Annotated in this window: 20 protein-coding genes and 1 tRNA gene; 7 read left to right on the top strand and 14 right to left on the bottom strand. The window is 72.9% G+C overall.

The genetic code is table 11. The features are described 5' to 3' along the window. Positions 1 to 244: 244 nt before the first annotated feature. From ACFYNP_RS30655 to ACFYNP_RS30645, 3 genes are all read right to left on the bottom strand, one after another. A complete protein-coding gene (locus ACFYNP_RS30655; RefSeq protein WP_388411266.1) occupies positions 245 to 1,066 on the bottom strand; it encodes an SCO1664 family protein in 822 nt (273 codons plus the stop codon). Continuing rightward, the gene (locus ACFYNP_RS30650) at positions 1,030 to 1,620 is read right to left on the bottom strand and encodes a DUF3090 domain-containing protein (RefSeq protein WP_161246271.1); all 591 of its coding nucleotides are present in this window, start codon (positions 1,618 to 1,620) and stop codon (positions 1,030 to 1,032) included. The genes ACFYNP_RS30655 and ACFYNP_RS30650 overlap by 37 nt, the downstream gene beginning before the upstream one ends. A 68-nt stretch (positions 1,621 to 1,688) precedes the next feature. Beyond that, the gene (locus tag ACFYNP_RS30645) at positions 1,689 to 2,375 is read right to left on the bottom strand and encodes a histidine phosphatase family protein (protein WP_384496678.1); all 687 of its coding nucleotides are present in this window, start codon (positions 2,373 to 2,375) and stop codon (positions 1,689 to 1,691) included. Positions 2,376 to 2,434: 59 nt separating this feature from the next. Here ACFYNP_RS30645 and corA point away from each other — a divergent pair, with 59 nt between their 5' ends. After that, a complete protein-coding gene (gene corA / locus ACFYNP_RS30640) occupies positions 2,435 to 3,433 on the top strand; it encodes a magnesium/cobalt transporter CorA (protein WP_388411262.1) in 999 nt (332 codons plus the stop codon). Between the two features lie 11 nt (positions 3,434 to 3,444). On the opposite strand, the gene ACFYNP_RS30635 is transcribed toward corA, so the two are convergent. Next, on the bottom strand, positions 3,445 to 4,233 hold the full coding sequence (locus ACFYNP_RS30635) for a ferritin-like domain-containing protein (protein ID WP_388790037.1): 789 nt from the start codon (positions 4,231 to 4,233) through the stop codon (positions 3,445 to 3,447). Positions 4,234 to 4,458: 225 nt separating this feature from the next. After that, a complete protein-coding gene (locus ACFYNP_RS30630; RefSeq protein WP_388790049.1) occupies positions 4,459 to 5,514 on the bottom strand; it encodes an LLM class F420-dependent oxidoreductase in 1,056 nt (351 codons plus the stop codon). Positions 5,515 to 5,683: 169 nt separating this feature from the next. On the opposite strand from ACFYNP_RS30630, the gene ACFYNP_RS30625 reads away from it, so the two are divergent. Next, a complete protein-coding gene (locus ACFYNP_RS30625; RefSeq protein WP_388411256.1) occupies positions 5,684 to 6,667 on the top strand; it encodes an aldo/keto reductase in 984 nt (327 codons plus the stop codon). Continuing rightward, positions 6,664 to 9,114, top strand: coding sequence for a helix-hairpin-helix domain-containing protein (locus ACFYNP_RS30620; protein ID WP_388790034.1), 2,451 nt, complete (start codon positions 6,664 to 6,666; stop codon positions 9,112 to 9,114). The genes ACFYNP_RS30625 and ACFYNP_RS30620 overlap by 4 nt, the downstream gene beginning before the upstream one ends. Positions 9,115 to 9,185: 71 nt before the next feature. On the opposite strand, the gene ACFYNP_RS30615 is transcribed toward ACFYNP_RS30620, so the two are convergent. Then, positions 9,186 to 9,854 carry a hypothetical protein gene (locus tag ACFYNP_RS30615; protein WP_388790031.1) on the bottom strand — a complete coding sequence of 223 codons (669 nt, stop codon included), beginning with the start codon at positions 9,852 to 9,854 and terminating at the stop codon, positions 9,186 to 9,188. A 47-nt stretch (positions 9,855 to 9,901) separates the two neighbouring features. Here ACFYNP_RS30615 and ACFYNP_RS30610 point away from each other — a divergent pair, with 47 nt between their 5' ends. Then, entirely contained in the window at positions 9,902 to 10,090 is a 189-nt protein-coding gene (locus ACFYNP_RS30610) for a DUF5703 family protein (protein ID WP_100577052.1), read from the top strand. Between the two features lie 89 nt (positions 10,091 to 10,179). On the opposite strand, the gene ACFYNP_RS30605 is transcribed toward ACFYNP_RS30610, so the two are convergent. The 3 genes from ACFYNP_RS30605 to ACFYNP_RS30595 form a co-directional block, all read right to left on the bottom strand. Further along, entirely contained in the window at positions 10,180 to 11,049 is an 870-nt protein-coding gene (locus tag ACFYNP_RS30605; protein ID WP_388790029.1) for a chaplin family protein, read from the bottom strand. A 139-nt stretch (positions 11,050 to 11,188) separates the two neighbouring features. Further along, entirely contained in the window at positions 11,189 to 11,422 is a 234-nt protein-coding gene (chpH, locus tag ACFYNP_RS30600; RefSeq protein WP_388790027.1) for a chaplin ChpH, read from the bottom strand. Between the two features lie 200 nt (positions 11,423 to 11,622). After that, entirely contained in the window at positions 11,623 to 12,954 is a 1,332-nt protein-coding gene (locus tag ACFYNP_RS30595) for a M20/M25/M40 family metallo-hydrolase (RefSeq protein ID WP_100577049.1), read from the bottom strand. 187 nt (positions 12,955 to 13,141) lie between these two features. Between ACFYNP_RS30595 and ACFYNP_RS30590 the strand changes: the two genes are divergently transcribed. Then, positions 13,142 to 13,229, top strand: a tRNA-Leu gene (locus ACFYNP_RS30590). Positions 13,230 to 13,315: 86 nt separating this feature from the next. Here ACFYNP_RS30590 and ACFYNP_RS30585 read toward each other — a convergent pair. Further along, a complete protein-coding gene (locus ACFYNP_RS30585; protein WP_388790024.1) occupies positions 13,316 to 14,842 on the bottom strand; it encodes a beta-ketoacyl-[acyl-carrier-protein] synthase family protein in 1,527 nt (508 codons plus the stop codon). 197 nt (positions 14,843 to 15,039) lie between these two features. Between ACFYNP_RS30585 and ACFYNP_RS30580 the strand changes: the two genes are divergently transcribed. Beyond that, positions 15,040 to 15,990 carry a pseudouridine synthase gene (locus ACFYNP_RS30580; protein WP_388790022.1) on the top strand — a complete coding sequence of 317 codons (951 nt, stop codon included), beginning with the start codon at positions 15,040 to 15,042 and terminating at the stop codon, positions 15,988 to 15,990. Between the two features lie 276 nt (positions 15,991 to 16,266). Here the strand turns inward: ACFYNP_RS30580 and ACFYNP_RS30575 are convergent, their stop codons facing one another. The 4 genes from ACFYNP_RS30575 to ACFYNP_RS30560 are packed head-to-tail and all read right to left on the bottom strand — an operon-like array spanning position 16,267 to position 21,240. Continuing rightward, the gene (locus tag ACFYNP_RS30575; protein ID WP_388790019.1) at positions 16,267 to 16,902 is read right to left on the bottom strand and encodes an MBL fold metallo-hydrolase; all 636 of its coding nucleotides are present in this window, start codon (positions 16,900 to 16,902) and stop codon (positions 16,267 to 16,269) included. Beyond that, entirely contained in the window at positions 16,902 to 17,987 is a 1,086-nt protein-coding gene (locus ACFYNP_RS30570; protein ID WP_388790016.1) for an S-(hydroxymethyl)mycothiol dehydrogenase, read from the bottom strand. Before ACFYNP_RS30570 ends, ACFYNP_RS30575 begins: the two co-directional genes overlap by 1 nt. 56 nt (positions 17,988 to 18,043) lie before the next feature. Next, positions 18,044 to 19,687: an amidohydrolase gene (locus tag ACFYNP_RS30565; protein WP_388411221.1), complete on the bottom strand. Its 1,644-nt coding sequence runs from the start codon at positions 19,685 to 19,687 to the stop codon at positions 18,044 to 18,046. 53 nt (positions 19,688 to 19,740) lie between these two features. Beyond that, the gene (locus ACFYNP_RS30560; RefSeq protein ID WP_388411219.1) at positions 19,741 to 21,240 is read right to left on the bottom strand and encodes an APC family permease; all 1,500 of its coding nucleotides are present in this window, start codon (positions 21,238 to 21,240) and stop codon (positions 19,741 to 19,743) included. A 117-nt stretch (positions 21,241 to 21,357) separates the two neighbouring features. Here ACFYNP_RS30560 and ACFYNP_RS30555 point away from each other — a divergent pair, with 117 nt between their 5' ends. Continuing rightward, the gene (locus tag ACFYNP_RS30555) at positions 21,358 to 22,065 is read left to right on the top strand and encodes a TetR/AcrR family transcriptional regulator (RefSeq protein WP_388790013.1); all 708 of its coding nucleotides are present in this window, start codon (positions 21,358 to 21,360) and stop codon (positions 22,063 to 22,065) included. Positions 22,066 to 22,138 lie beyond the last annotated feature (73 nt).

The raw sequence follows: 22,138 nt of genomic DNA, 5'->3' as shown, positions 1-22,138 counted from the left end.
GGGCGGAGCCCCGAACCGGGGGTGCAGGGGGCGCAGCCCCCTGCGGGGGTCCGAGGGGCGCAGCCCCTCAGGGGGTCTGGGGCGCAGCCCCAGGGCCGGAACCCACCAACCCGGCCGCACGGGCGGGAGGGCGGGCAAACCCCCCGGGGTCCGGGGCGGAGCCCCGGGGGCCCGGAACCAACCAACCCCGGGTCACGGGCGGGCGGGCGGGTGGGCAAACCCCCGGCGCTCGGGGGCCGCGGGGTCAGACCGGAGGCCAGGGGATGGCGGGCCATTCGCCCGAGGGGACGGGATGGAGGCCCGAGTCCAGCAGGGAGGCCACCCGCGCCCGGAGGGCGTCCAGCTCGGCCCCGGTGATGAGCGAGGACAGCCGCACAGCCAGATCCCCCAGGGGCAGAAGGGCCTCGGCCAGGCCCTTCAGAGCGCCCACCGCCTCCGAGGTGAGCGGCTCGCCCGCCCACCCCCACAACAGCGTCCGCAACTTGTCGTCCACGTTGAACGTGACCCCGTGATCGATCCCGTACAGCCGCCCCTCGGGCGCGGGCAACAGATGCCCTCCCTTGCGGTCCCCGTTGTTGATCACCGCGTCGAGCACGGCGAGCCGCCGCAGCCGGGCGTCGTCCGCGTGCACGAGCAGCGCGGTCCGCCCCTCGCCCACCTCCGCGAGCGCGACCGCCTTCCAGCCCTCGGCCGGCTCCTCGTCCTCGACGAGCGCGAGCAGCCCGGAGTCGCCCTCCACCGGCTCGATCCACAGCTGGACCATGCCCTGGCCGTAGGGGCCGTCGCGGAGCACGGTGGGCGGCACGAGGTCCCACCCGGTCGCCTGCGAGACCTCGTACGCCGCGACCTCGCGCTGGGCGAGCGTGCCGTCGGGGAAGTCCCAGAGCGGCCGCTCCCCCGCGACGGGCTTGTAGACGCACTCGGCGCTCTCGTCCCCGTACGCGACGGAGCAGTAGAGCACCGCGTTGGACGCCTCGCGGATCTGCCCCAGGACGGTCAGCTCGCCCCGGGTCAGGAGCTCGACGGACGTCAGGCTCCGCGGCGGTATCCGTTCTGGCGCGGGCATACGTGTCCTTCCGGGTCGAGCGGCAGGCTGCACAGCGGGCACGGCGGACGGCCCGCGTTCACGACGTCGAGGGCCCGCTTGGCGAAGGCCCGGGCCTGGGCCCCGGTCAGGCGCACCCGCAGCATCGGCGGGCCGTTCTCCTCGTCCTGGAGCATCCGCTCCTCGGCCTCGGCGAGGTCGTCCTCGGTGTCGGCGTCCAGCTCGACCAGGGCCTGCGCCTCGATGATCATGCGCTGTTCGTCGCCGTCCCAGGCCAGCGCCATGGTGCCGACCCGGAACTCCTCCTCGACCGGCGAGTCGAGGGGCGCGGTGTCGGTCACGTCCGGCGGGGCCACGGCAGGTACAGGAGCGTTTCCTCCGGTCCGGCGCACGACCTCGTCCAGCAGCTCGTCGATCCGCTCGGCGAGCGCCGCCACCTGGGTCTTCTCCAGGGCGACGCTGGTGGTGCGGGTGCCCGAGGACGCCTGGAGGAAGAACGTCCGGCGCCCGGGGAGCCCGACCGTGCCGGCCACGAAACGGTCCGGCGGGTCGTAGAAGAACACCTGACGGGACACGTTCTGGTCTCCCTAGTTCGGAGTTGGAGCGGCGGTTTTCGGCGCGTCCACCCTACTGTGCCCGGCGATCACGGTGCTCCCGCACCGCCACCGACCTCGGCCTGTTCGTCCGCCGGCTTCTCGCGCGGCATCAGGGAGGCGAGATCCCCGGTGTCCCCCAGGCGTACGAGGTAGGGCCGCAGCCGGGTGTAGCGGATCACGGTCAGGGAACACGGTTCCACCGAGATGCGCTGAAAGAGGTCCAGATGCATGCCGAGGGCGTCCGCCACGACGGACTTGATGATGTCGCCGTGCGAGCACATGGCGTAGACCGCGTCGGGGCCGTGCTCGGTCTCGATCCGCTCGTTCCAGTCCCGTACGGCCCCCACGGCCCGGGCCTGCATCGCGCGCATCGACTCGCCGCCGGGGAACGCCGCGTTGGAGGGGTGCTGCTGCACGACCTCCATGAGCGGCTCGGGGGACAGCTCGGCGAGCTTGCGGCCCGACCAGTCGCCGTAGTGGCACTCGCCGATCAGGTCCTCGGGGTGCAGCGGCAGCCCGGGGCGGGCGTCGAGGAGCGGCTGCACGGTCTCCCGGCAGCGCTGGAGCGGGCTGGTGACGACGGCGGCGAGCGGCACTCCGGCGAGCCGGGCGGGCAGGGCTGCGGCCTGGGCGTTGCCCCGCTCGTCGAGGGCGACACCCGGCGTCCAGCCGGCCAGCACCCCCGCCGTGTTGGCGGTGGAACGTCCGTGGCGTACGAGGATCAGCGTGGCCATGGGCGCCAGCCTAAGCGGCCCGTTCCCCTCGGGTGCGGGCGGCTCCCGTTCACGGGAGAATGCACGCGATGATCGTCGACTGCGCCATTTACCACGAGGGCCGCCGCACCGAGGGGCCCCAGGACTTCTCCGATGCCCTCGCCCGGGCCCGCGCCGAGGGGGACAGCTTCCTGTGGGTGGGCCTCCACGAACCCACGGAGGAGGAGTTCGACCTGGTCAGCACCGAGTTCGGGTTGCACGAACTGGCCGTGGAGGACGCCCTGAAGGCGCATCAGCGCCCCAAGCTGGAGGTCTACGACGACTCGCTCTTCATGGTCCTCAAGCCCGTCGTGTACGAGCCGGACAGCGACACCGTGTCCACCGGCGAACTGATGCTGTTCGTGGGCGACTGCTTCGTGGTGACCGTCCGGCACGGCGAGGGCGCGCCGCTCAAGGCGGTACGGCAGCGCCTGGAGGCGGAGCCCGAGCTGCTCGCGCACGGGCCCACGACCGTCCTGTACGCGGTGAGCGACGCGGTCGTCGACCACTACACGGACGTGGCGGCCGAACTCCAGACGGACCTGGAGGAGCTGGAGGCGCAGATCTTCTCGCCCACCACGGGCGGCCGCGACACCAAGGACACCGCGTCGCGGATCTACACCTTCAAGCGGCAGCTCCAGGAGTTCCGGCGGGCCACCGGTCCGCTGGCTCAGCCCGTGCAGCGTCTGGCGAGCGCGGGTGTGCCGTTCGTGAACGCCAAGTCCCAGCCGTTCTTCCGGGACGTGGACGACCACCTGATGCGGGCCAACGAGGCCGTGGAGGGCCTGGACCGGCTGCTCTCGGACATCCTGTCGGCGCATCTGGCCCAGGTCAGCGTCCGCCAGAACGACGACATGCGGAAGATCTCGGCGTGGGCCGCGATGGCGGCGGTCCCCACGATGCTGGCCGGCGTGTACGGCATGAACTTCGACCACATGCCGGAACTCCACTGGGCGTGGAGCTATCCGGCGCTGATCCTCCTGATGGTGCTCCTGGAGTTCGGCCTGTACCGCCTGTTCAAGCGGCGCGGCTGGCTGTAGACGACTGGTGGCTAGGCGAATCCGGGCGCGGCGACGGCGGGGCCGCCGAGCGCGTCGCGCCGCTCGGGCATGGTGAGGCCGACCATCCGCCGCCACCCGGCGAGGCGTTCGTAGGCGTACACCGCGTGGATGCCCGCGACGAGGACGGCGGCCTTGGAGCTCGGCCAGCCGAGGATCCGTCCCATGTGGGCCATGACGGCGAGGGCGACGTCACGGTGGACGCGGATCTCGGCGAGCGCGCTGCGGCGCAGCTCCCGCTGGATGGCGGGCCCGTGTCCGGCGCGGGCCAGGCGCAGCAGCTCCTCGTGGCAGTAGGCGAGATGGTTGTCCTCGTCGGCGGAGATCATCCGCACCGCGCGCCCGAGGTCGGGGTCGTCGCCGAAGTGCCGGCACAGCAGCCGCATCTGTTCGGAGGCGCGCTGCTCGGTGACACGGCTGTGTGCGAGGTAGACCACGACGTCCCGCGCGGTGAGCGGCTCCTCGCCGCGCAGCTGGGCGTGGCCGAGCCCGATGCCCTGCCGTTCGAGCAGCATCGTGTAGTTGGTGTCGTGCGGTACGTCGACCGGGCGCAGGCCGCGCTTCTTCAGGAGCGCGTGGAAGATCCGCCCGTGCTTGTCCTCGTCGGCGCCGTGCCGGGCCACCTTCGGGGCGAGGGCGCGGCACTCGTCCGGCAGCAGCGCCGCGATCCGGCCGTTCTCCCAGCCGCCCTGAGCCTCGCCGGCGGCGGCGACGGAACAGAAGAGCCGGTACGACTCGTCGTTGTCGAGGATCTCCTGGAACAGGCTCTTGGCCGAGAGCATCGCCGTACCTCCGGGTGCGCGCAGGACTCTGCCGAACCGAGTCAAATGCGGCACATCGACCCCGGCAACAGGGATCGGGCCCCACTGGGCCGAACGAAGGAATGTGCGGTGGCCCCGGCGCCGTAACCAGGCGGCGGGGGCGGGCGTTGTGCGTCATGACGGCCGTGGCGGGGAAGACCCCCGAGCCCCCACCACGGCCGCGGAACCTCTTCGATCCCCCTCTGCCTACGCGAGGCCCGCGCGCTCCAGCGCCTCGGTGCCCGCGCGCAGCGAGGCGAGCCGCTCGTCCAGGGTGAAGCCGGCCGGGGCCAGGGTCAGCGTGGTGACGCCGGCGGCGGCGTACGCCTGCATCCGGTCGGCGATCCGCTCCACCGAGCCGAGCAGCGTGGTCGAGTCGATGAGCTGCTGGGGCACCGCCGCCCCCGCGCCCGCCTTGTCGCCGGCCAGGTACTTGTCCTGGATCTCGGCGGCCTCCTTCTCGTACCCCATGCGCTGGGCCAGCTGGTTGTAGAAGTTCTGCTTGCGGCTGCCCATGCCGCCGACGTACAGCGCGGTGTACGGGCGGAACATGTCGGCCAGGGCCGAGACGTCCGCGTCGGCGCCGAGCGCGATCGGCAGCGTGGGACAGACGTCGAAGCCGTCCATGGTGAGGCCGGCCTTCTCGCGGCCCGTACGGATGTGGGAGATCGCGGTGGCCTCGATGTGCTCGGCGGCCGGGAAGATCAGCAGCGCGCCGTCGGCGATCTCGCCGGTCTGCTCCAGGTTCTTCGGGCCGATCGCGGCGATGTAGAGCGGGATGTGCTCGCGCTCGGGGTGCACGGTCAGCTTGATGGGCTTGCCGGGGCCGCCGGGCAGCGGCAGCGTCCAGTGCTCGCCTTCGTAGGAGAGCCGCTCGCGGGTCATCGCCTTGCGGACGATCTCGACGTACTCGCGGGTGCGGGCGAGCGGCTTGTCGAACTTGACGCCGTACCAGCCCTCGGAGACCTGCGGCCCCGAGACGCCGAGGCCCAGGCGGAAACGGCCGCCGGACAGCGAGTCGAGGGTGGCGGCCGTCATCGCGGTCATGGCGGGCTGGCGGGCCGGGATCTGGAGGATCGCCGAGCCGACGTCGATGCGCTCGGTCTGCGCGGCGACCCAGGCGAGCACCGTCGGCGCGTCCGAACCGTAGGCCTCGGCCGCCCAGCAGACGTCGTAACCGAGCTTGTCCGCCTCCTTGGCGACGGCGAGGTTGTCGCCGTCCATTCCGGCGCCCCAGTAGCCGAGGTTGATGCCGAGCCGCATGGCCGATCCCCTTACTCGTCGGGACGCGTACGCACGCGCCCACTCCCGCGTCTTACTCATGAGTAACGTTCCTGTGCCGGGGACTCTAGCGCGCGCGGCCGTGATGCGGCAGGGCCGAGTTGTCCACAGGCTCTCTCCCCGCAGGCCCTTGGCCAGTAATCTCGCGCCCATGGAGCAGAGGCATCTCGGCCGCACGGGCCTGCGCGTATCCCGGATCGGGCTCGGCACCCTGACATGGGGCCGGGACGTCGGCGAGCAGGACGCCGCCGATCTCCTGAAGGCGTTCTGGGACGCGGGCGGCACCCTGATCGACACGGCCGACGTGTACGGCGGTGGGGACTCGGAGTATCTGCTCGGCCAGTTGATGGAGCGGCTCGTGCCGCGCAGGGACCTGGTCGTCGCGACCAAGGCGGGCAGCGTGCCCGATCCCGACCGGCGCTTCGACGGCTCGCGCGGGCACCTCCTGAACGCCCTGGACGCCTCGCTCGAACGGCTTCGCACCGACTACGTGGACCTGTGGCAGGTGCATGCCTTCGACCGCGGAACACCGTTGGAGGAGACGCTCCAGGCCCTCGACATCGCGGTCAGCAGCGGGCGGGCGCGCTATGCCGGCATCTCCAACTTCAGCGGCTGGCAGCTCGCCAAGGCCGCGACCTGGCAACTCGCCGCGCCCGGTGTCCGCACCCGCCTCGCCAGCACCCAGATGGAGTACTCGCTGCTCCAGCGCGGGGTGGAGCGCGAAGTGCTGCCCGCCGCCCTGGACCTGGGCCTCGGGCTCCTCCCGTCCTCGCCGCTGGGGCGTGGCGTACTGACCGGCAAGTACCGGCACGGGACGCCGGCGGACTCACGAGGCGCGTCCGACGGCTTCTCGGCGTTCGTCGCGCCCTATCTGGACGACGCGGCGAGCCGGATCGTCGAGGCGGTCTCCATAGCGGCGGACGGACTCGCCGCGACACCCCTTCAGGTGGCGCTGGCCTGGGTGAGGGACCGGCCGGGAGTGGTGGCGCCGATCGTCGGCGCGCGCAACGCGCAGCAGCTCGCGGCGGCATTGTCAGTGGAGGCCCTTAGTCTTCCTGACGAGATCTGCCAGGCGCTCGACGATGTGTCGGCGCCCGTGCACCGCTATCCCGATCAGGACTGGAGCACGCTGTGACTGCGCTTCCCCAGGGCTCGGCCCCTGGATCCACGGCCGACGAATCCGCCGAGGCGGAGGTGGCGCCCGAGACCGCTCAGGCGCCCGCCGAGGAGCCCGGGTCCCCCGAGGGTGCCGGGCCCGGCGGCACGGGTGGGGCGCGGTCCTGGGCCGAGGGCGGCGAACCTGCGGATGGGGCCACGGCCGGGGAAGCGGAGCCTGCCGACGCGGCCGCCGCCGAGGCAGCCGGACCGGCTGATACGCCTGATGCGCCTGATGCGCCAGCGGGCGAGGAAGCCGGGCCCACGGAGGCGGCCGGCGGTGCTGAAGCCGGCGCCGGAGAGGCCGGGCACGACGCTCAGCCCGACGCCAGCGACGCCAACGCCAACGCCACCACCGCCAACGCCGACGCCGACGCCGACGCGACTGCCAAGGCAGCCGAGGCGGCCCAGGTCTCCGAGGCCGCGGCCGAGCTCGCGGCCCAGCGGGAGTTGCGGGCCAGGATCGCAGCGCGCAAGGCCGAGAAGGAGGCGCCGATCCCGGCCGGCACCAAGCTGAGCGGAACGGCGGCCGACCTCCTCGCGGCGGTACGGGCGGTGGAGAGCGGCGAGAAGTCGGGGGCGGCGTTCTTCGCGGGCCCGCCGCCCGCGCCCCGCAAGCCCGCCCCCGGGCCCGCCCAGGAGACGGCTCCGGCACGGCCCCGCGCGCCCGAACCGGCGCAGGCCCCCGCCACTTCGGCCGAGGCGCTCGACTCCGTACGGGGCGTACTGCGCAGGGGCGGCGCCCCCGAGGCGCTGGCCGCACAGGTCACCGGCGCCCTCGGCGAGCAGGCGGCCGAGCGGCTCGGGGCGGACCCCTGGCAGCTCCTGGCCGTACCCGGGGTGCGCCCCGAGCAGGCCGACGGCTTCGCGCGGGCGCTGCTCGGCGCCGAGTGCCGCCCGGACGACGAGCGCAGGGCGGCCGCCCTGGTCGGCTGGATCCTGGAACAGGCGGCGGTACGGGGGCATACGGCGCTGGCCGCCGACGACGTGCGCAAGGCCCTGGCCGGGCGGTCCGTGCCCGATCCCGACGAGGCGGTCCAACAGGCCATCGCCGAGGGCGTGGTGCTGGTGTTCCAGGACGGCCTGGCGGAGGAATCGGACCCCACCGGGAACGCCGCGGACGCCGCGGACGCCGCGGACATCGACGGGGCGGAGGAGGCGGCGGAGCCCGCCGAGCCGGTCCAGGTGCTGCTCGGGCTCGACCGGTACGCGCTGGCCGAGGAGAGCCTGGCCGACGGGCTCGCCCGGCTGCTCAACTCCCCGGTGGGGAACGACGGTTCGGTGTGGCCCGAGAGCGGTGAGCTGGTCCGCGCGGTCGCGGGCAGCGGCTTGGTGGCACACACCGGCGGCGAGGCCGCGCGTGCCGAGTCGGCCGCGGTGGTGACCGCGGCCGCCGCGGCCGGACTGCGCGCGGCGGGCGCGGCGCACACCATGGACGGGCAGCGCCGCCTGGCCGAACTGACCGGCCCGCTGGCCGCGTTCACGCTCGCCGGGCTGCTGTCCGGCGAGGGCCCCGGCCGGGACGCGGACGGCACACTGGCGCTCGACGTCCTGGTGGTGCAGGACGCGGGCCAGGTCGACGTGGAGACCGCGGCGATCCTGGTGGAGTCGCTGGCCGACGGCTGCCGTCTGGTTCTGAGCGGTGACCCCGGGGTGCTCGGCCCGGCGGGCGCGGGCCAGGTCTTCCAGGACCTGCTGGCCGCCCGCGTCTGCCCCGTCGTGGCGTCACGGCTGCCCGACCCCGGGCCGGTCGGCGAGCTGGTGTCGGGCATCGGCATCGGCGAACTGAACCAGGTGGAGGCGCCCGGCAAGGAAGTCGTGATCGTGCCGGTGCGCGACGCGGGCGAGGCCGTGCACCGGTCCGTGCAGCTCCTGGCCGACTCCATCCCCCGGGCCTTCGGCATCCCGGTGGAGCAGGCCCAGGTCATCACGGTGGGCCACGGCGGCTCCGCGGGCACCCGCGCCCTGAACGCGGCGCTGAAGCAGCGCCTCAACCCCGGCCCCGGCCGCTTCGGCGGCTTCGACCCCGGCGACCGGGCGGCGTACGCCAAGGACCTGGGGCGTACGGTCGTCGGCACCGTCGTGGAGGCGGACGCGGAGGGCCTGCGGCTCGACTGTGCGGGCACGCCCGTCCTCGTGCCGAAGGAGCGGGTCGAGTCCGCGCTGCGGCACGGCTGGGCGCTGACCGCGCACCAGGCGATCGGGATGCGCTGGCCCGCGGTGGTCGCGGTGCTGCCGGGCGACGCGGCGCAGGGGCTCAACCGGGCCTGGGTGTACACCGCGTTCGGCCGCGCCGAACGGCATCTGTCCGTCGTCCACGGCGTCGACCAGGCGCTGCCCCGCGCCGTGGCGGAGGTCCTTCCGGCCCCGCGCACGACACGCCTCACGCCGCTGCTGCACGGCCTGGTGAAGCCCGCGGAGCAGTAGCAGGGCGCGTACGGCGGAGGCCGCGTACCCCGGGATTCCGGGGTACGCGGCCTCCGCCGTATCTGGCCGGGTCAGGGGGCGGTGTGGGGGCCGTCCTCCTCGTCGAGGTCGTCCTCCAGCTCCTCCTCGTCGAAGACCGCGCTCACATCGAAGCGGCACACCACGTGCTGCGGGTCGGCGTGGCCGAACGGGGTGCTCAGCCACTCGCCGGGTTCGGGCAGTTCCTCGGCGGCCGACACCCACAGCGTGGAGTCGCCCTCCTCCAGGCCGAACTCCTTGTGCCGGGAGGCGATTTCATCGGGTTCGTACTCGCCGAAGAGCACCCCGAGCGCGGCGTGCACACTGCTGCCGACGACCGGGGCGGTGCGCTCGGCCTCGTCCGGCTCGGGGTCGAGGTCCGTGATGCGCTGAGCCTGGGCGAGCAGCCGCTGGGGCTCGGCGACCGCGTAGTCGCGGCGGATGAGGACGCTCAGGGCGTTGGGCTCCTCGGGGCCCGCGTAGGGCGGCAGCGAGTCGTCGGCGCCGGGGATCTCGAAGGGGGTCACCTCGTCGTAGCGGTCGTAGAGCCGCTCGTCGTACGCCTCGGCGGCCGCCGCGAGCGCGTTGAAGGCCTCGTACACATCGGGATCGTCGTCCCCCGTGCGGCGTTCCACCGCATCGAGGTGACGGTCCAGCGCGGCTTTGACCGCCTCGGCGGCGGCACGTACCTCGGCAGCGGTGGGCTGCGCAGCATCAGACATAGTGCAGACGCTATCCGTACCGGGCCTCTGCCCGCACAATAGATGCGATGGTGGAATACGAATTTGTCGACGTGTACGTCCCCCGCGGGGTATCCCGCAAGGAGGCGACGCGGCTGCTGACCGACCATGCCGAGTACGGACACTGGGAGTTGGACCGACTGAGTCTGCACCGGGACGGCAGCCGCCGCGTGCGGCTGCGCAGGCGGATCATCCGCCAGGTGCGAGCCACGTGGTGAACGTGGACGTATGACGGAGCGGGCCCCGCGCGTGCGGGGCCCGCTCCGTCATGACAGCCGTGCGGGACGGCCTGCCGGGACCGCTGCGGCTACTGCGCCGCGCGTCCGCGGCGGTAGAGCACCGCTCCGCCGAGCAGCAGACCCGCGGCCGGAACGGCGAAGCCCATGCCCTCCGACCCGGTGTGCGCGAGCTGCGGGGCCGTGGCCCGGGGGCCCGCCGCGGTCACGGCGTGCGTGACCGGGACAGCGGCCCGGACGGGCGCGGCAGGCCCCGCGGGCTGGGCCGGCTGGTGCGCGACCGGGCTGACCGGGTGCTGCGGGACACCGGGGTGCCCCGGCTGACCGGGCTGCCCGGGGTGGCCCGGCTGACCCGGCTGACCCGGGTGGTGCGGCGGGCAGGGCTGCTGGTGGCCGCCCGGGTGGCCCGGGTGGCCGGGGTGACCGGGGTGCTGCGGCTTGCCCGGGTGGTGGGGCTGGCCGGGGTGCTGGGGGTGGCCGGGGTGGCCCGGGTGCTGCGGGGTGCCGGCGCGGCCGCCCTCGTCGTTGGCACAGTCGTTGCCGAACGCGGGGTTGCCGATGCCGATCACGCTGACGCTGTTCCCGCAGAGGTTCACGGGCACGTCGATGGGGGCCTGGACGTGGTTGCCGGAGCCCACGCCGGGCGAGTCGACCGCCTTGCCGTGCGCGTCCGCGCCGCCGCCCTGACGACCCGGGTGGCCCTGGTTGGCACAGCCGTTGGCGAACGCCGGGCTGAGCAGGCCGACCACGTTCACGGTGTTGCCGCAGACATTGACCGGCACGTGCACCGGGAGCTGGACGGCATTGCCGGACAGCGCGCCCGGCGAGTTCGCGGCGCTGCCCCGGGCCGCCGAGTCGGCGTGCGCCGCCCCGCTGCCCATGGCGATGACCCCGCCGGCAGCCGCCATGGTGATCAGTGACTTGCGGGTGACCTGTCGCATAGATTCGTTCCCTGCCTTCTGCCTTCCGGAAAGCCCGGCTGCGCCGTTGCGCCCGGGCTGAAATGCCCGGCGGCCCCGGAGTGCGTGGCGCGCACTCCGGGGCCGCCCGGCTCAGACCCTCACGGGTTGAGGCACAACGTCACTTGTTGACGCAGGTGTTGCCGAAGGCGGGGTTCAGCAGCCCGATCACGGAGACCGTGTTGCCGCACAGGTTCACGGGGACGTGCACGGGGACCTGGATGACATTGCCGGAAGCGACACCCGGGGAGTGCACAGCGGCACCCTCGGCACCGGCATCCGCGACAGCCAGACCCGCACCCGCGAGAACCAGACCACCAGTGACAGCCGCAGCAGCGACGACCTTCTTGATCATTACTTCCTCCTTGTTGGCATATGCGCGGTCCCAGCCGCGGACCGCACACCCTGTAACGAGGGGGAAGTTATGGGGCTACGAGCATATGAGTGCATTCACTCTTTTCAGTCGTATACGTACGTTCAAACGATTAGCGGAGCGCCACCCCGGCGCGTGGTGCCCGATGTCCGCGGGCCCCGTTCGACCTCGCGACCGGCGCCTCAGGAGGCGTCGATGAACCGGTCCAGGACCCGTACGCCGAACTTCAGGCCGTCGACCGGGACCCGCTCGTCGACGCCGTGGAACATACCGGCGAAGTCCAGCTCCGGCGGCAGCTTCAGCGGCGCGAAGCCGAAGCCGCGGATGCCCAGGTCGTCGAAGGACTTGGCGTCGGTTCCGGCCGAGAGCATGTACGGCACGGCCCGGGCGATCGGGTCCTCGGCCTGGAGCGCGGTCTGCATCGCGTCCACCAGGGCGCCGTCGAACGAGGTCTCCAGGGCCTTGTCCGCGTGCACGTCCTCGCGCTTGACGCGCGGGCCCAGGATCCGGTCCAGGTCGGCGAGGAACTCCTCCTCGTAGCCCGGCAGGAACCGCCCGTCGACATGGGCGGTCGCCTGCCCCGGAATGACGTTGACCTTGTAGCCGGCGCCCAGCTGCGTCGGGTTGGCGGTGTTCTGGAGAGAGGCGCCGATGAGCTTGGCCATGCCGCCGAGCTTGGCGAGGGTCTCGTCCATGTTCTCGGGGTCGAGCTCGGTGCCGAGCGCGTCCCCGAGCTCGTCGAGGAAGTGCCGCAGCGTCTTGGTCACCCGCACCGGGAACTTGTGCCGGCCGAGCCGCCCCACCGCCTCGGACAGCTCGGTGATGGCGTTGTCCTTGTGGATCATCGAACCGTGTCCGGCGGTGCCGTCCACGGTGAGCTTCATCCAGTGCATGCCCTTCTGGGCCGTCTCGACGAGGTAGAGCCGCAGCTTCTCGTTGACGGTGAAGGAGAACCCGCCGACCTCGCTGATCGCCTCGGTGACGCCCTCGAAGAGCTCGGGGTGCTTGTCGACGAGGAAGCGCGCCCCGTAGGTGCCGCCCGCCTCCTCGTCCGCGAGGAAGGCGAGGACGATGTCGCGCGGGGGCTTGCGGCCGCTGCGCAGCCGGTCGCGCACGACCGCGAGGGTCATCGCGTCCATGTCCTTCATGTCGACCGCGCCGCGACCCCACACACAGCCGTCGGCGATCTCGCCGGCGAACGGGTCGTGGGTCCAGTCGTCGGCGTTGGCCGGCACGACATCGGTGTGGCCGTGGATGAGCAGGGCGGGCCGGGACGGGTCCTCGCCCGCGATCCGGGCCACGGTGGAGGCGCGGCCCTTGTGGGACTCGAAGATCTTCGGCTCAAGGCCGACCTCCGCGAGCTTCTCCGCGACGTACTCCGCGGCCGCACGCTCGCCGGGCCCGGAGTGGTCTCCGTAGTTGCTGGTGTCGATCCGGATCAGATCGCGACAGAGGTCGACGACCTCGTCCTCACCGGTCACGCCGCCGGTCCGGGTCGTGCTCGACTCGCTCACGCTGCTTCCTCCCGCTGTCGCTCCGCTCGGTACTCCCCCATCCTCCCCCCGGCCCCCCTCGGCACCCAAGGGCGGCTTCCCGTCGACATCCGGAGTTCACGCAGGCCAGGGGGGTGATCGAGCACCCCCGGATGTTTGCTATTGTTTTCCACGTCGGAACGGGCACGGCCCGCGAGACAGACACCTTGTCCGGGTGGCGGAATGGCAGACGCGCTAGCTTGAGGTGCTAGTGCCCTTTATCGGGCGTGGGGGTTCAAGTCCCCCCTCGGACACCAGCGAGAACCCCACTTCGGTGGGGTTCTCTGCGTTTCCGGGGACCTTCGTCGGCGGGCCCGATCGGTCGGCCCCCGCCCGCCTCCGCTCAGAGCCGGCGGAAGGCCAGGACCGCGTTGTGGCCGCCGAAGCCGAAGGAATCGCTCAGCACCAGGTCGCCGCACGGCGGCAGGGGCCGAGGGGTGTCCCGGACGATGTCCAGGCCGAGCCCCTCCTCCGGGTGGTCGCAACCGACGGTCGGGGGGATCAGGCCGTCCCGCAGGGTGAGGACCGAGGCGATGGCCTCGACGCCGCCCGCGCCGCCCTGGAGATGACCGAGGGCCCCCTTGTTCGCGGTGACGGGGATGTCCCGGATCTGGCTGCCGAAGAGCCGGCCGAGCGCGAGCGCCTCCGTGCGGTCGCCCTCGACGGTCGCCGTGGCGTGCGCGTTGACGTGGGCCACGTCGTCGGGCGTGGCCCCGGCGTCCGCGAGGGCGGAGCGCAGCGCGGCCTCGATGCCGCGCCCGTGGGGTTCGGGGGCCGCCATGTGGAAGGCGTCCGCGGACAGGCCCCAGCCGGCCGCCTCGCAGTAGACGCGGGCGCCGCGCGCCCGGGCGTGCTCCTCGGCCTCCAGGACCAGTACGCCGGCGCCTTCGCCGAGGACGAATCCGTCGCGGGCGTCGTCGAACGGCCTGGACGCGTGCTCGGGCTGGTCGTTGCGCCGCGACACGGCCCGCATCGCGGCGAAGGCGGCGAGGATTTCCGGGGTGATCACCGCCTCGGTGCCGCCCGCGACGACGAGGTCGAGCCGTCCGCCGCGGATGGCCTCGACGGCCTGCCCGATCGCCTCCGTACCGGAGGCGCAGGCGGATACGAAGGTGCGTGCCTCGCCGCGGATGTCCAGGTCCTTGGACATCTGCGCGGCGGAGGCGGACGGCACGGTCATGGGCGAGGTGTGCGGGGAGACCGCCCTCGGGCCCCGCGCGATGAGCGTGAGCCTGCTCTCGACCATGACGGGCGCGCCGCCGATGATCGTGCCCATGGACACTCCGGTACGGGTCGGACGCAGCCCGCTCGCCTCCGTGCCCCCGGGGTCGAGCCCCGCGTCCCGCCAGGCCTCGCGGGCCGCGACGAGCGCGAGCTGGGTGGACCGGTTCATCCGCCGTGCCAGGTGTCTGGGCAGCAGCAGCGCGGGGTCGACCGCGGCGCGGGCCGCGATGCGCACCGGAAGCCCGTCGAAGTCGGCCCCCTCCACGAGCGTGACCCCGCAGCGGCCGTCGAGCAGGCCCTGCCACAGTTCGGGTACGTCCGCACCGAGCGGGGTGATCGCGCCGAGGCCGGTCACGACGACCCGGCGGCGGCCGGGGACGGCCCACTGCGCGGGGCCGGGCAGCTCGGCCGGGTTCACGCGGGTGGTGCGCACGACCTGGCGTTCGTAGCGGGGCATGACGCGTTCCACGTCGGGGCCGCCGGTCAGCGGACGCAGCTGCAGCCGGGTCTTCGTCTCGGTCGCGGGCGCGGTGCGCACGACCACGAGCCAGGGGCCTTCGGGGTCCGTGGCGATGACGTCGCCGGGCGCCAGTTCTCCCGTGGTGAGCAGCAGGCACTTTCCGCCCATGACCGGCTCTTCGCTCATTCTGAACCCTTGCCCTGTTCGCCACAGAAGCGGCTATAGCGGACGCGATCCCCTCAGGCAGCATGCCTCCCGGCGGGGACGTCCGCAGGCCAGGGAAATCCGTCGCGCCGCCGGGCTCCCCCGTCACCGTCTGCTCACACGGGCGCTGACCTGGGACTCTCTTGCCCGTGGCGGGTCCGATGGGGTTCTCTGGTTCCGTGAGACGCAGATCCAGGACTCCCGACGCCCCGCTCGCGCAGCGCGACGGCATCGATCCGGTACGTGTACGGCTGCCGGCCGATCCGGACGGCGCCTGGGCGACGGTCGGTGATCACCTTCGGGCCCGGTTCGAGGGGGCGATCGGCGCACAGCGGGTGGGCACGATGCTGCGCGAGGGGCGGTTCGTCGGGGTCGAGGGGGCACTGAGCGGCGCGGAGGCGTACCGGGCGGGGACGTTCGTGTGGTTCCACCGGGACTTCGCGCCGGAGGTGCCGGTGCCGTTCGAGATCGGGATCGTGTACCGCGACGAGCGGATCGTGATCGCGGACAAGCCGCACTTCCTCGCGACCACCCCGCGCGGGCGGCACATCACCGAGACGGCGGTGGCCCGGCTGCGCCGGGACCTGTCGCTGCCGGCACTCCAGCCCGCCCACCGGCTCGACCGCCTGACGGCGGGCCTGGCTCTGTTCGTGGTGCGGCCCGAGGACCGGGGCACCTACCAGAACCTGTTCAGCGGGCGCCGGGTGCGCAAGGAGTACGAGGCGGTCGCGCCGTATGACCCCGAGGTCGCCCTGCCCGCGACCGTACGCAGCCGGATCGTGAAGGAGCGCGGGGTCATCGCCGCACGCGAGGAGCCGGGCGAGCCCAATGCCGAGAGCCGGATCGAGCTGGCCGAGCGGCGTGGTGGCCTCGGCCGCTACCGCCTGCTGCCCATGACCGGCCGCACACATCAGCTGCGGGTCCATATGAACCGGCTCGGCCTGCCGATCCTCCACGATCCGGTGTATCCGGTGGTGCTGCCGGAGGCCGATCGGGACGATTTCGCCGAACCGCTCCAACTGCTGGCCCGGGTCATGGAGTTCGCCGATCCGGTGGACGGGCGGGCGCGCCGGTTCGAGAGCCGGCTTCGGCTGGGGGCGTGGTCCGACGCACGGGCCCCGGGCCACTAGCGGCCCGGGGTCAAGGGCGCTGGGCTCCGCCCCGGACCCCGGGAGTGCCCCCGCGCCCGTGCCGTTGAGGGGCGCGGGGAACCGCGCGACCAGCCACGCACGGTGGACGGACGAAAGCGGGTTTCAGGGACCCCGGGCTCGCGGCCCCCGGCGGACAGCCCGGGCTCGCGGCCCCGGCGAACAGGGGGCCGCGGCCCACAGGGGCCAGATCCGAAGGGGCCGCGGCCCACAGGGGCCAGATCCCGAACGGGGCCGCGGCCCACAGGGGCCGGGGTCTCAGTGGCCCCGGGCGATCCACTCGGCCACGTGGGGCGCCTCCGCCCCGACCGTCGTCCCGTCGCCATGCCCCGTACGGACCACCGTGTCCGACGGCAACGTCAGCACCCGGTCCCTGATCGAGTCGATGATCGTCGGGAAGTCGGAGAAGGACCGCCCTGTCGCCCCGGGTCCCCCGGCGAACAGGGTGTCGCCGGTGAAGACCGTGCCGAGGGCCGGCGCGTGGAGGCAGACCGCGCCCGGCGCGTGGCCCGGGGTGTGGATCACCTCGAACTCGACGTCCGCCACCGAGACGTGCTGGCCGTCGGTGAGTTCACCGTCCGGCAGCCGGTCGGGATGCGTCTGCTTCCACAGCGGCAGATCGTCCCGGTGCAGCAGGACCGGCGCACCCGTGGCCTGCGCCAGGGCCGGTGCCGCGTCGATGTGGTCGTTGTGGGCGTGCGTGCACAGGATGGCCCGCAGGGTGCGGCCGCCCAGCGCCGCCAGGATGGCCTCCGCGTCGTGCGCGGCGTCGATGACGACGGCCTCCTCGTCGTCCCCGACGATCCACACGTTGTTGTCGACGTCCCACGTACCGCCGTCGAGTTCGAACGTGCCGGACGTGACCAGGTGGTCGATGCGTGCGCGGACCGCCATCAGAACTCCACCACCGAGCGCAGTACGTCACCCTGGTGCATCCGCTCGAACGCCTTCTCCACCTCGTCCAGCGCGATCGTCTCCGTGACGAACGCCCCGAGGTCGATGCGCCCCTGCTGATGCAGGTCAACCAGCATCGGGAAGTCGCGCGAGGGCAGGCAGTCGCCGTACCAGGAGGACTTCAGGGCGCCGCCCCGGCCGAAGACGTCCAGGAGCGGGAGTTCGAGTGTCATGTCCGGGGTCGGCACGCCGACCAGGACGACCGTGCCCGCCAGGTCGCGCGCGTAGAAGGCCTGCTTGTACGTCTCGGGGTGGCCCACCGCCTCGATGACGACGTCCGCGCCGTTGCCGCCGGTGAGCTCGCGGATCGCCTCGACGGCGTCCTGGCTGCGGGAGTTGACGGTGTGCGTGGCGCCCATCGACTTGGCCGTGGCCAGCTTGCGGTCGTCGATGTCGACCGCGATGATCTTCGCCGCGCCGGCGAGGCGGGCCCCGACGACCGCCGCGTCGCCGACGCCGCCGCAGCCGATGACGGCGACCGAGTCGCCCCGGCCCACGTTACCGGTGTTGATGGCCGCGCCGATGCCGGCCATGACCCCGCAGCCGAGCAGCCCGGCCACCGCCGGCGAGACCGCCGGGTCCACCTTGGTGCACTGGCCCGCCGCGACCAGGGTCTTCTCGGCGAACGCCCCGATGCCGAGCGCCGGCGACAGTTCGGTGCCGTCGAGCAGCGTCATCCTCTGCTTCGCGTTGTGGGTGTTGAAGCAGTACTGCGGACGGCCGCGCAGACAGGCCCGGCAACTGCCGCACACCGCGCGCCAGTTGAGGATCACGAAGTCGCCGGGCGCGACATCGGTGACGCCCTCGCCGACCGACTCCACGATGCCGGACGCCTCGTGGCCGAGCAGGAACGGGAAGTCGTCGTTGATTCCGCCCTGCTTGTAGTGCAGATCGGTGTGGCAGACGCCGCAGGCCTGGATCTTCACCACCGCCTCGCCCGGGCCCGGGTCCGGTACCACGATGGTCTCCACCCGCACGGGCTGGTTCTTGCCCGGTGCGATGACCCCTTGGACCTGCTGCGCCATGCCGCCACTCCCTGCTTCGTACCGTCGGCTGTGTTCGGGTGTATCAGGAATACACCTTATGAGGTGGCTTCGTGCACCCGTCGGCCGCCGACATAGGTCGCGAGCACCCGGGTCGCGCCGATCTCCTCGGGCGGCCCCGCGTACGGATCGCGGTCGAGGACCGCGAGGTCGGCGAGCGCGCCCGGCCTGATCGAGCCCGTGTCGTCGAGGTGGTTCACATACGCCGTCCCCGCGGTGTACGCGGCGAAGGCCGCGGTCAGGGTGATGCGCTGCTCCGGCAGGAACACCGGGCCCTTCTCGCCGGGCGCGACCCGGTTGACCGCGGTGTGGATGCCCTCCATCGGGTCGGGGCTGCTGACCGGCCAGTCCGAGCCCGCCGCCACCGTCGCCCCGGAGCGGAGCAGCGCTGCGAACGGGTACTGCCACCCGGCCCGCTCGGCACCGAGGAAGGGGATGGTCAACTCGTCCATCTGGGGTTCGTGGGAGGCCCACAGGGGCTGGATGTTGGCGGTGGCGCCGAGCGCGCGGAAGCGGGCGATGTCGTCGGGGTGGACGATCTGGAGGTGGGCCAGGTGCGGCCGGGTGTCGGTCCGTCCGTTGGCCTCGCGGGCCGCCGCCACCGCGTCGAGCGCCTCGCGCACCGCCCGGTCGCCGAGCGCGTGGAAGTGGGCCTGGAAGCCGAGGGCGTCCAACTGGGTCACGTAGGAGCGCAGTTCGGCGGGGTCGACGAAACTGGTGCCGGTGTTGGCGGTGGCGCAGCCGCAGGCGTCGAGGTAGGGGCCGAGCAGGGCGGCGGTGCCGGTCTCCGCGACCCCGTCCTGCATGATCTTCACCGATCCGGCGCGGAAGCGTCCGTGACTCAGTTCCCGTCGCCGCTCGGCCAGTTCGGGTATCTGCTCGGCGCCGCGCTCGCGGTCCCACCACAGGGCGCCGACGACCCGTGCGGTCAGCGAGCCGTCGCGCGCCGCGGTCACATAGGCGTCGGCGGGGTCGTCCATCGAGCCGAAGTTCCCGACGATCGCGTCCTGCCAGGCGGTGATCCCGTACGAGTGGAGGTGGGCCTGGGCGCGCAGCAGGGCGGCGAGGCGTTCGGCGGGGGTCGAGCGCGGTGTGAGCCGGCCGACCAGGTCCATGGCGCCCTCCTGGAGCAGCCCGGTCGGCCGGCCGGCGGCGTCGCGTTCGATGCGGCCGTCGGCCGGGTCGGGGGTGTCCCGGGTGAGGCCGGCGACGGCGAGCGCGCGGGAGTTGACCCAGGCTCCGTGGTGGTCCCGGTTGGGGAGGTAGACGGGCCGGTCGGGCACGACGCGGTCGAGCAGGTCGCGTGTCGGGCTGCCGCCCTCGAAGGCCTCCATCGACCAGCCGCCCCCGGTGATCCACTCCTGTTCGGGGTGGGCGTCGGCGTAGGCGCGGACCGCGTCCAGCGTCTCGGCCGCCGTGCGCAGGCCCGTCAGGTCGCAGCGGGCCAGTTCGATGCCGGCCGAGACGGGATGGACATGGGCGTCCTGGAAGCCGGGGATCAGCAACTTGCCCGCCAGATCGACGACTTGGGTCCCCGGGCCGATCAGTTCGCGCACCTCGTCGTGGCCGACCGCGGTGACGCGGTCCCCGGTGACCGCCACGGTGGTGGCACGGGAGCGGGCGGCGTCCAGGGTGAGGACCGGGCCGCCGGTGAAGACGAGGTCGGCGGGGTCGTGGCGCATGTGGGGTTCCGTTCTGCGAGGGAGGAGTGGGTGCGAAGAGGATTGCCGGGGGCTCAGGCGGGTTCGGATGCGGCGCCGAGCGGTGCCGTGGCCGCTTCCGTGCTGGAGAGGCCGGTGACGAAGTACGGGGATTTCCTTACCCACTTGGCCCAGGCGGCGGCCCCCACACCGCTGAGCAGCATCGCGGCGGGGCAGGCGAGCATGAACCAGCCGTTGTCGGGGCTGACTTCGAAGTGGTCGGCGGAGGTGTAGAAGGTCCAGGCGAGGTAGCCGCCGAGGCCGAGCAGGAACAGGGCGCTCAGGACCGGGATCACCACGGCGCGTACGGCCTCGCCGACGCTCGCGCGCAGCGCCCCGCGGAAGCGGCTCGCCGCGGCCAGTGCGGTCAGCGCGTAGTAGAGGGACACCACGATCCCGATGGCGTTGACGGAGGCGAGGATCAGGTCGCCGATCTTGGGAATGAGCAGCGAGAGGACGGCGATGCCGGCCGCGACGCAGCCGATCGCGACGGTGCCGGCCGCCGGCGTCCCGTAGCGGGGGCTGACCTTGAGCCAGAGCGGACCGAGCGTGCGGTCGCGGCTCATCGCGAACATGCCGCGCACGGTGGGGATGACGCCGGACTGGAGCGAGGCGACGGCCGAGAAGGTCAGCGCGACCAGGGGCAGCGCGGCCAGCGGCCGGGTGGCGAGCCGGTCGCCGAAGAAGGTGAGGCCCTGGGCGCCATGGCCCACCAACTCGTCGGCGGACAGCACCCGCTGGAAGGCGAACGAGCCGAGCAGGAACAGACCGAGCATGGTGAACAGGGTGATGAGCCCGGCCTTGGAGGCGTCCTCGGGGTCCTTGATCTCCTCGTTCACGCTGAAGGTCGACTCGAAGCCCCAGTAGCAGAAGACGGAGAGCAGCAGGCCCTGGGCGAGGGCCTGGCCGGAGGGGATGGTGAACGGGTTCAGCCAGTCGAGGCTGAAGGGGTGGGGGCCCTTGACGAGCCCGTAGCCGCAGAAGCCGAGCAGCACCGCGTACTCGAAGACCAGGAGCCACTTCTGGAGGGCGGCGGCCGAGCGGGTGCCGATGACCGCGGTGAAGGTGACGGCGACCAGGACGACAATGCCGATCGCGGTGGACTGGGCGGTGGAATCCGGGTCCAGGCGCAGTCCGCCGAGGCTCACCAGGCCTGCCTCGCCTGCCAGTTGGATCAGGGCGGAGCCGGTGACGGCGGTGGTGTAGGCGAGGAAGACGACGGTGGAGACGATGCCGATCCAGCCGGTCAGGAAGCCGAGCCAGGGGTTGAGCGAGCGACCCACCCACACATAGCCGCTGCCCATGTTGGGCTCGACCTTGTTGAGCCGGGTGTACGCGCTCGCTATGCCGAGGATCGGGATGAACGCGAGCAGCATCACGATCGGCAGGTGCAGCCCGACCGCGCCCGCGGTGACGCCGAGCCCGATGCCGATGCTGGTGGTGGCCGCCGTGGAGGAGGCGGCGATGGCGACGCCGTCGAGGACGCCGAGGCTCTTGCGCAGAACGGGCGGGTCACTGCCGTAGGGAGTGCGCACGGTCGCTCCTTCGCCGAGGGGCGCTTTTCGGCCCCGATGGCGGCACATGGAACTCCGGGTGGAGTCGATGCGTCAACGCCGTTGTCATAAGGTGCGCCGGTCCGTAGGGTGCGGCGCATGAGCGAGCGAGTCGTGGCGGACGGGGAGCGGCGCCGGCGGCGGCCCACCAAGCGGGGCACGGTGCTGTCCGAGGAGCTGATCGTCGAGACCGCGCTGCGCCTGATCGGCGAGCACGGGGCGGCGGCCCTGACCGTGCGCCGGCTCGGCACCGCGCTCGGCGCGGATCCGAGCGCGCTCTACCGGTACTTCCAGGACACCGACGATCTGCTGCTCGCGGTGGCGGACGAGCTGATCGGGCGCACCCTGCGCTCCTGGCGGCCGAGCGGCGAGTGGCGGGCCGACCTGCGCTCGCTCGGCCTGCGCATCCACGCCGACTACCAGGCCCACCCGCAGGCCGCGGTCCTGACCTGTACACGGGTGACCGGCCGGGTCCACGAGATGCGCTCGGTGGAGACGATCCTGGGGATCCTGCGCGGCGCCGGGTTCCCCGATGCCGAGGCGGTGCGGATCTACCACGTGTTCGTGGACCAGACGCTGGCGTTCGCGGCGCTCGACGCGACCGTGCTGACCCTGCCGAAGGAGTCCCGGATCCTGGAGGAGCGGACCTGGCGGGAGCGGTACGCACGGCTCGGCGCGGACACCCATCCGCATGTGGCCGCCACCGCGCCGACCCTGGTGGCGGAGATGGGCCGGAGCGCCTATCCGGCCGCCCTGGAGATGGTGCTGGCGGCGGCCGAGGCCCGGCTGCGGCACGTGCGGGCGTGAGCCGGGCGGCCGGACCGGGCGCGGCAGGGCGTGGAAAAGGGCGGCCCCCCGTGGTCCGGGGTGCCGCCCTTTC

This window comes from Streptomyces sp. NPDC006691, from assembly GCF_042869955.1.
In the GTDB taxonomy this organism is placed as follows: Bacteria; Actinomycetota; Actinomycetes; order Streptomycetales; family Streptomycetaceae; genus Streptomyces.
This window is presented reverse-complemented; position numbering and strand designations above follow the sequence as displayed.

What these genes read in the sequence shown, in the direction of transcription:
- corA (WP_388411262.1), top strand. Translation starts at nt 2,435, where the DNA reads ATGCACGCGATGATCGTCGACTGCGCCATTTACCACGAGGGCCGCCGC.
- ACFYNP_RS30605 (WP_388790029.1), bottom strand. Translation starts at nt 11,049, where the DNA reads ATGCGACAGGTCACCCGCAAGTCACTGATCACCATGGCGGCTGCCGGC.
- ACFYNP_RS30630 (WP_388790049.1), bottom strand. Translation starts at nt 5,514, where the DNA reads ATGCGGCTCGGCATCAACCTCGGCTACTGGGGCGCCGGAATGGACGGC.
- ACFYNP_RS30555 (WP_388790013.1), top strand. Translation starts at nt 21,358, where the DNA reads ATGAGCGAGCGAGTCGTGGCGGACGGGGAGCGGCGCCGGCGGCGGCCC.
- ACFYNP_RS30575 (WP_388790019.1), bottom strand. Translation starts at nt 16,902, where the DNA reads ATGGCGGTCCGCGCACGCATCGACCACCTGGTCACGTCCGGCACGTTC.
- ACFYNP_RS30645 (WP_384496678.1), bottom strand. Translation starts at nt 2,375, where the DNA reads ATGGCCACGCTGATCCTCGTACGCCACGGACGTTCCACCGCCAACACG.
- ACFYNP_RS30585 (WP_388790024.1), bottom strand. Translation starts at nt 14,842, where the DNA reads ATGAGCGAAGAGCCGGTCATGGGCGGAAAGTGCCTGCTGCTCACCACG.
- ACFYNP_RS30570 (WP_388790016.1), bottom strand. Translation starts at nt 17,987, where the DNA reads ATGGCGCAGCAGGTCCAAGGGGTCATCGCACCGGGCAAGAACCAGCCC.
- chpH (WP_388790027.1), bottom strand. Translation starts at nt 11,422, where the DNA reads ATGATCAAGAAGGTCGTCGCTGCTGCGGCTGTCACTGGTGGTCTGGTT.
- ACFYNP_RS30635 (WP_388790037.1), bottom strand. Translation starts at nt 4,233, where the DNA reads ATGCTCTCGGCCAAGAGCCTGTTCCAGGAGATCCTCGACAACGACGAG.
- ACFYNP_RS30655 (WP_388411266.1), bottom strand. Translation starts at nt 1,066, where the DNA reads ATGCCCGCGCCAGAACGGATACCGCCGCGGAGCCTGACGTCCGTCGAG.
- ACFYNP_RS30610 (WP_100577052.1), top strand. Translation starts at nt 9,902, where the DNA reads ATGGTGGAATACGAATTTGTCGACGTGTACGTCCCCCGCGGGGTATCC.
- ACFYNP_RS30625 (WP_388411256.1), top strand. Translation starts at nt 5,684, where the DNA reads ATGGAGCAGAGGCATCTCGGCCGCACGGGCCTGCGCGTATCCCGGATC.
- ACFYNP_RS30615 (WP_388790031.1), bottom strand. Translation starts at nt 9,854, where the DNA reads ATGTCTGATGCTGCGCAGCCCACCGCTGCCGAGGTACGTGCCGCCGCC.
- ACFYNP_RS30565 (WP_388411221.1), bottom strand. Translation starts at nt 19,687, where the DNA reads ATGCGCCACGACCCCGCCGACCTCGTCTTCACCGGCGGCCCGGTCCTC.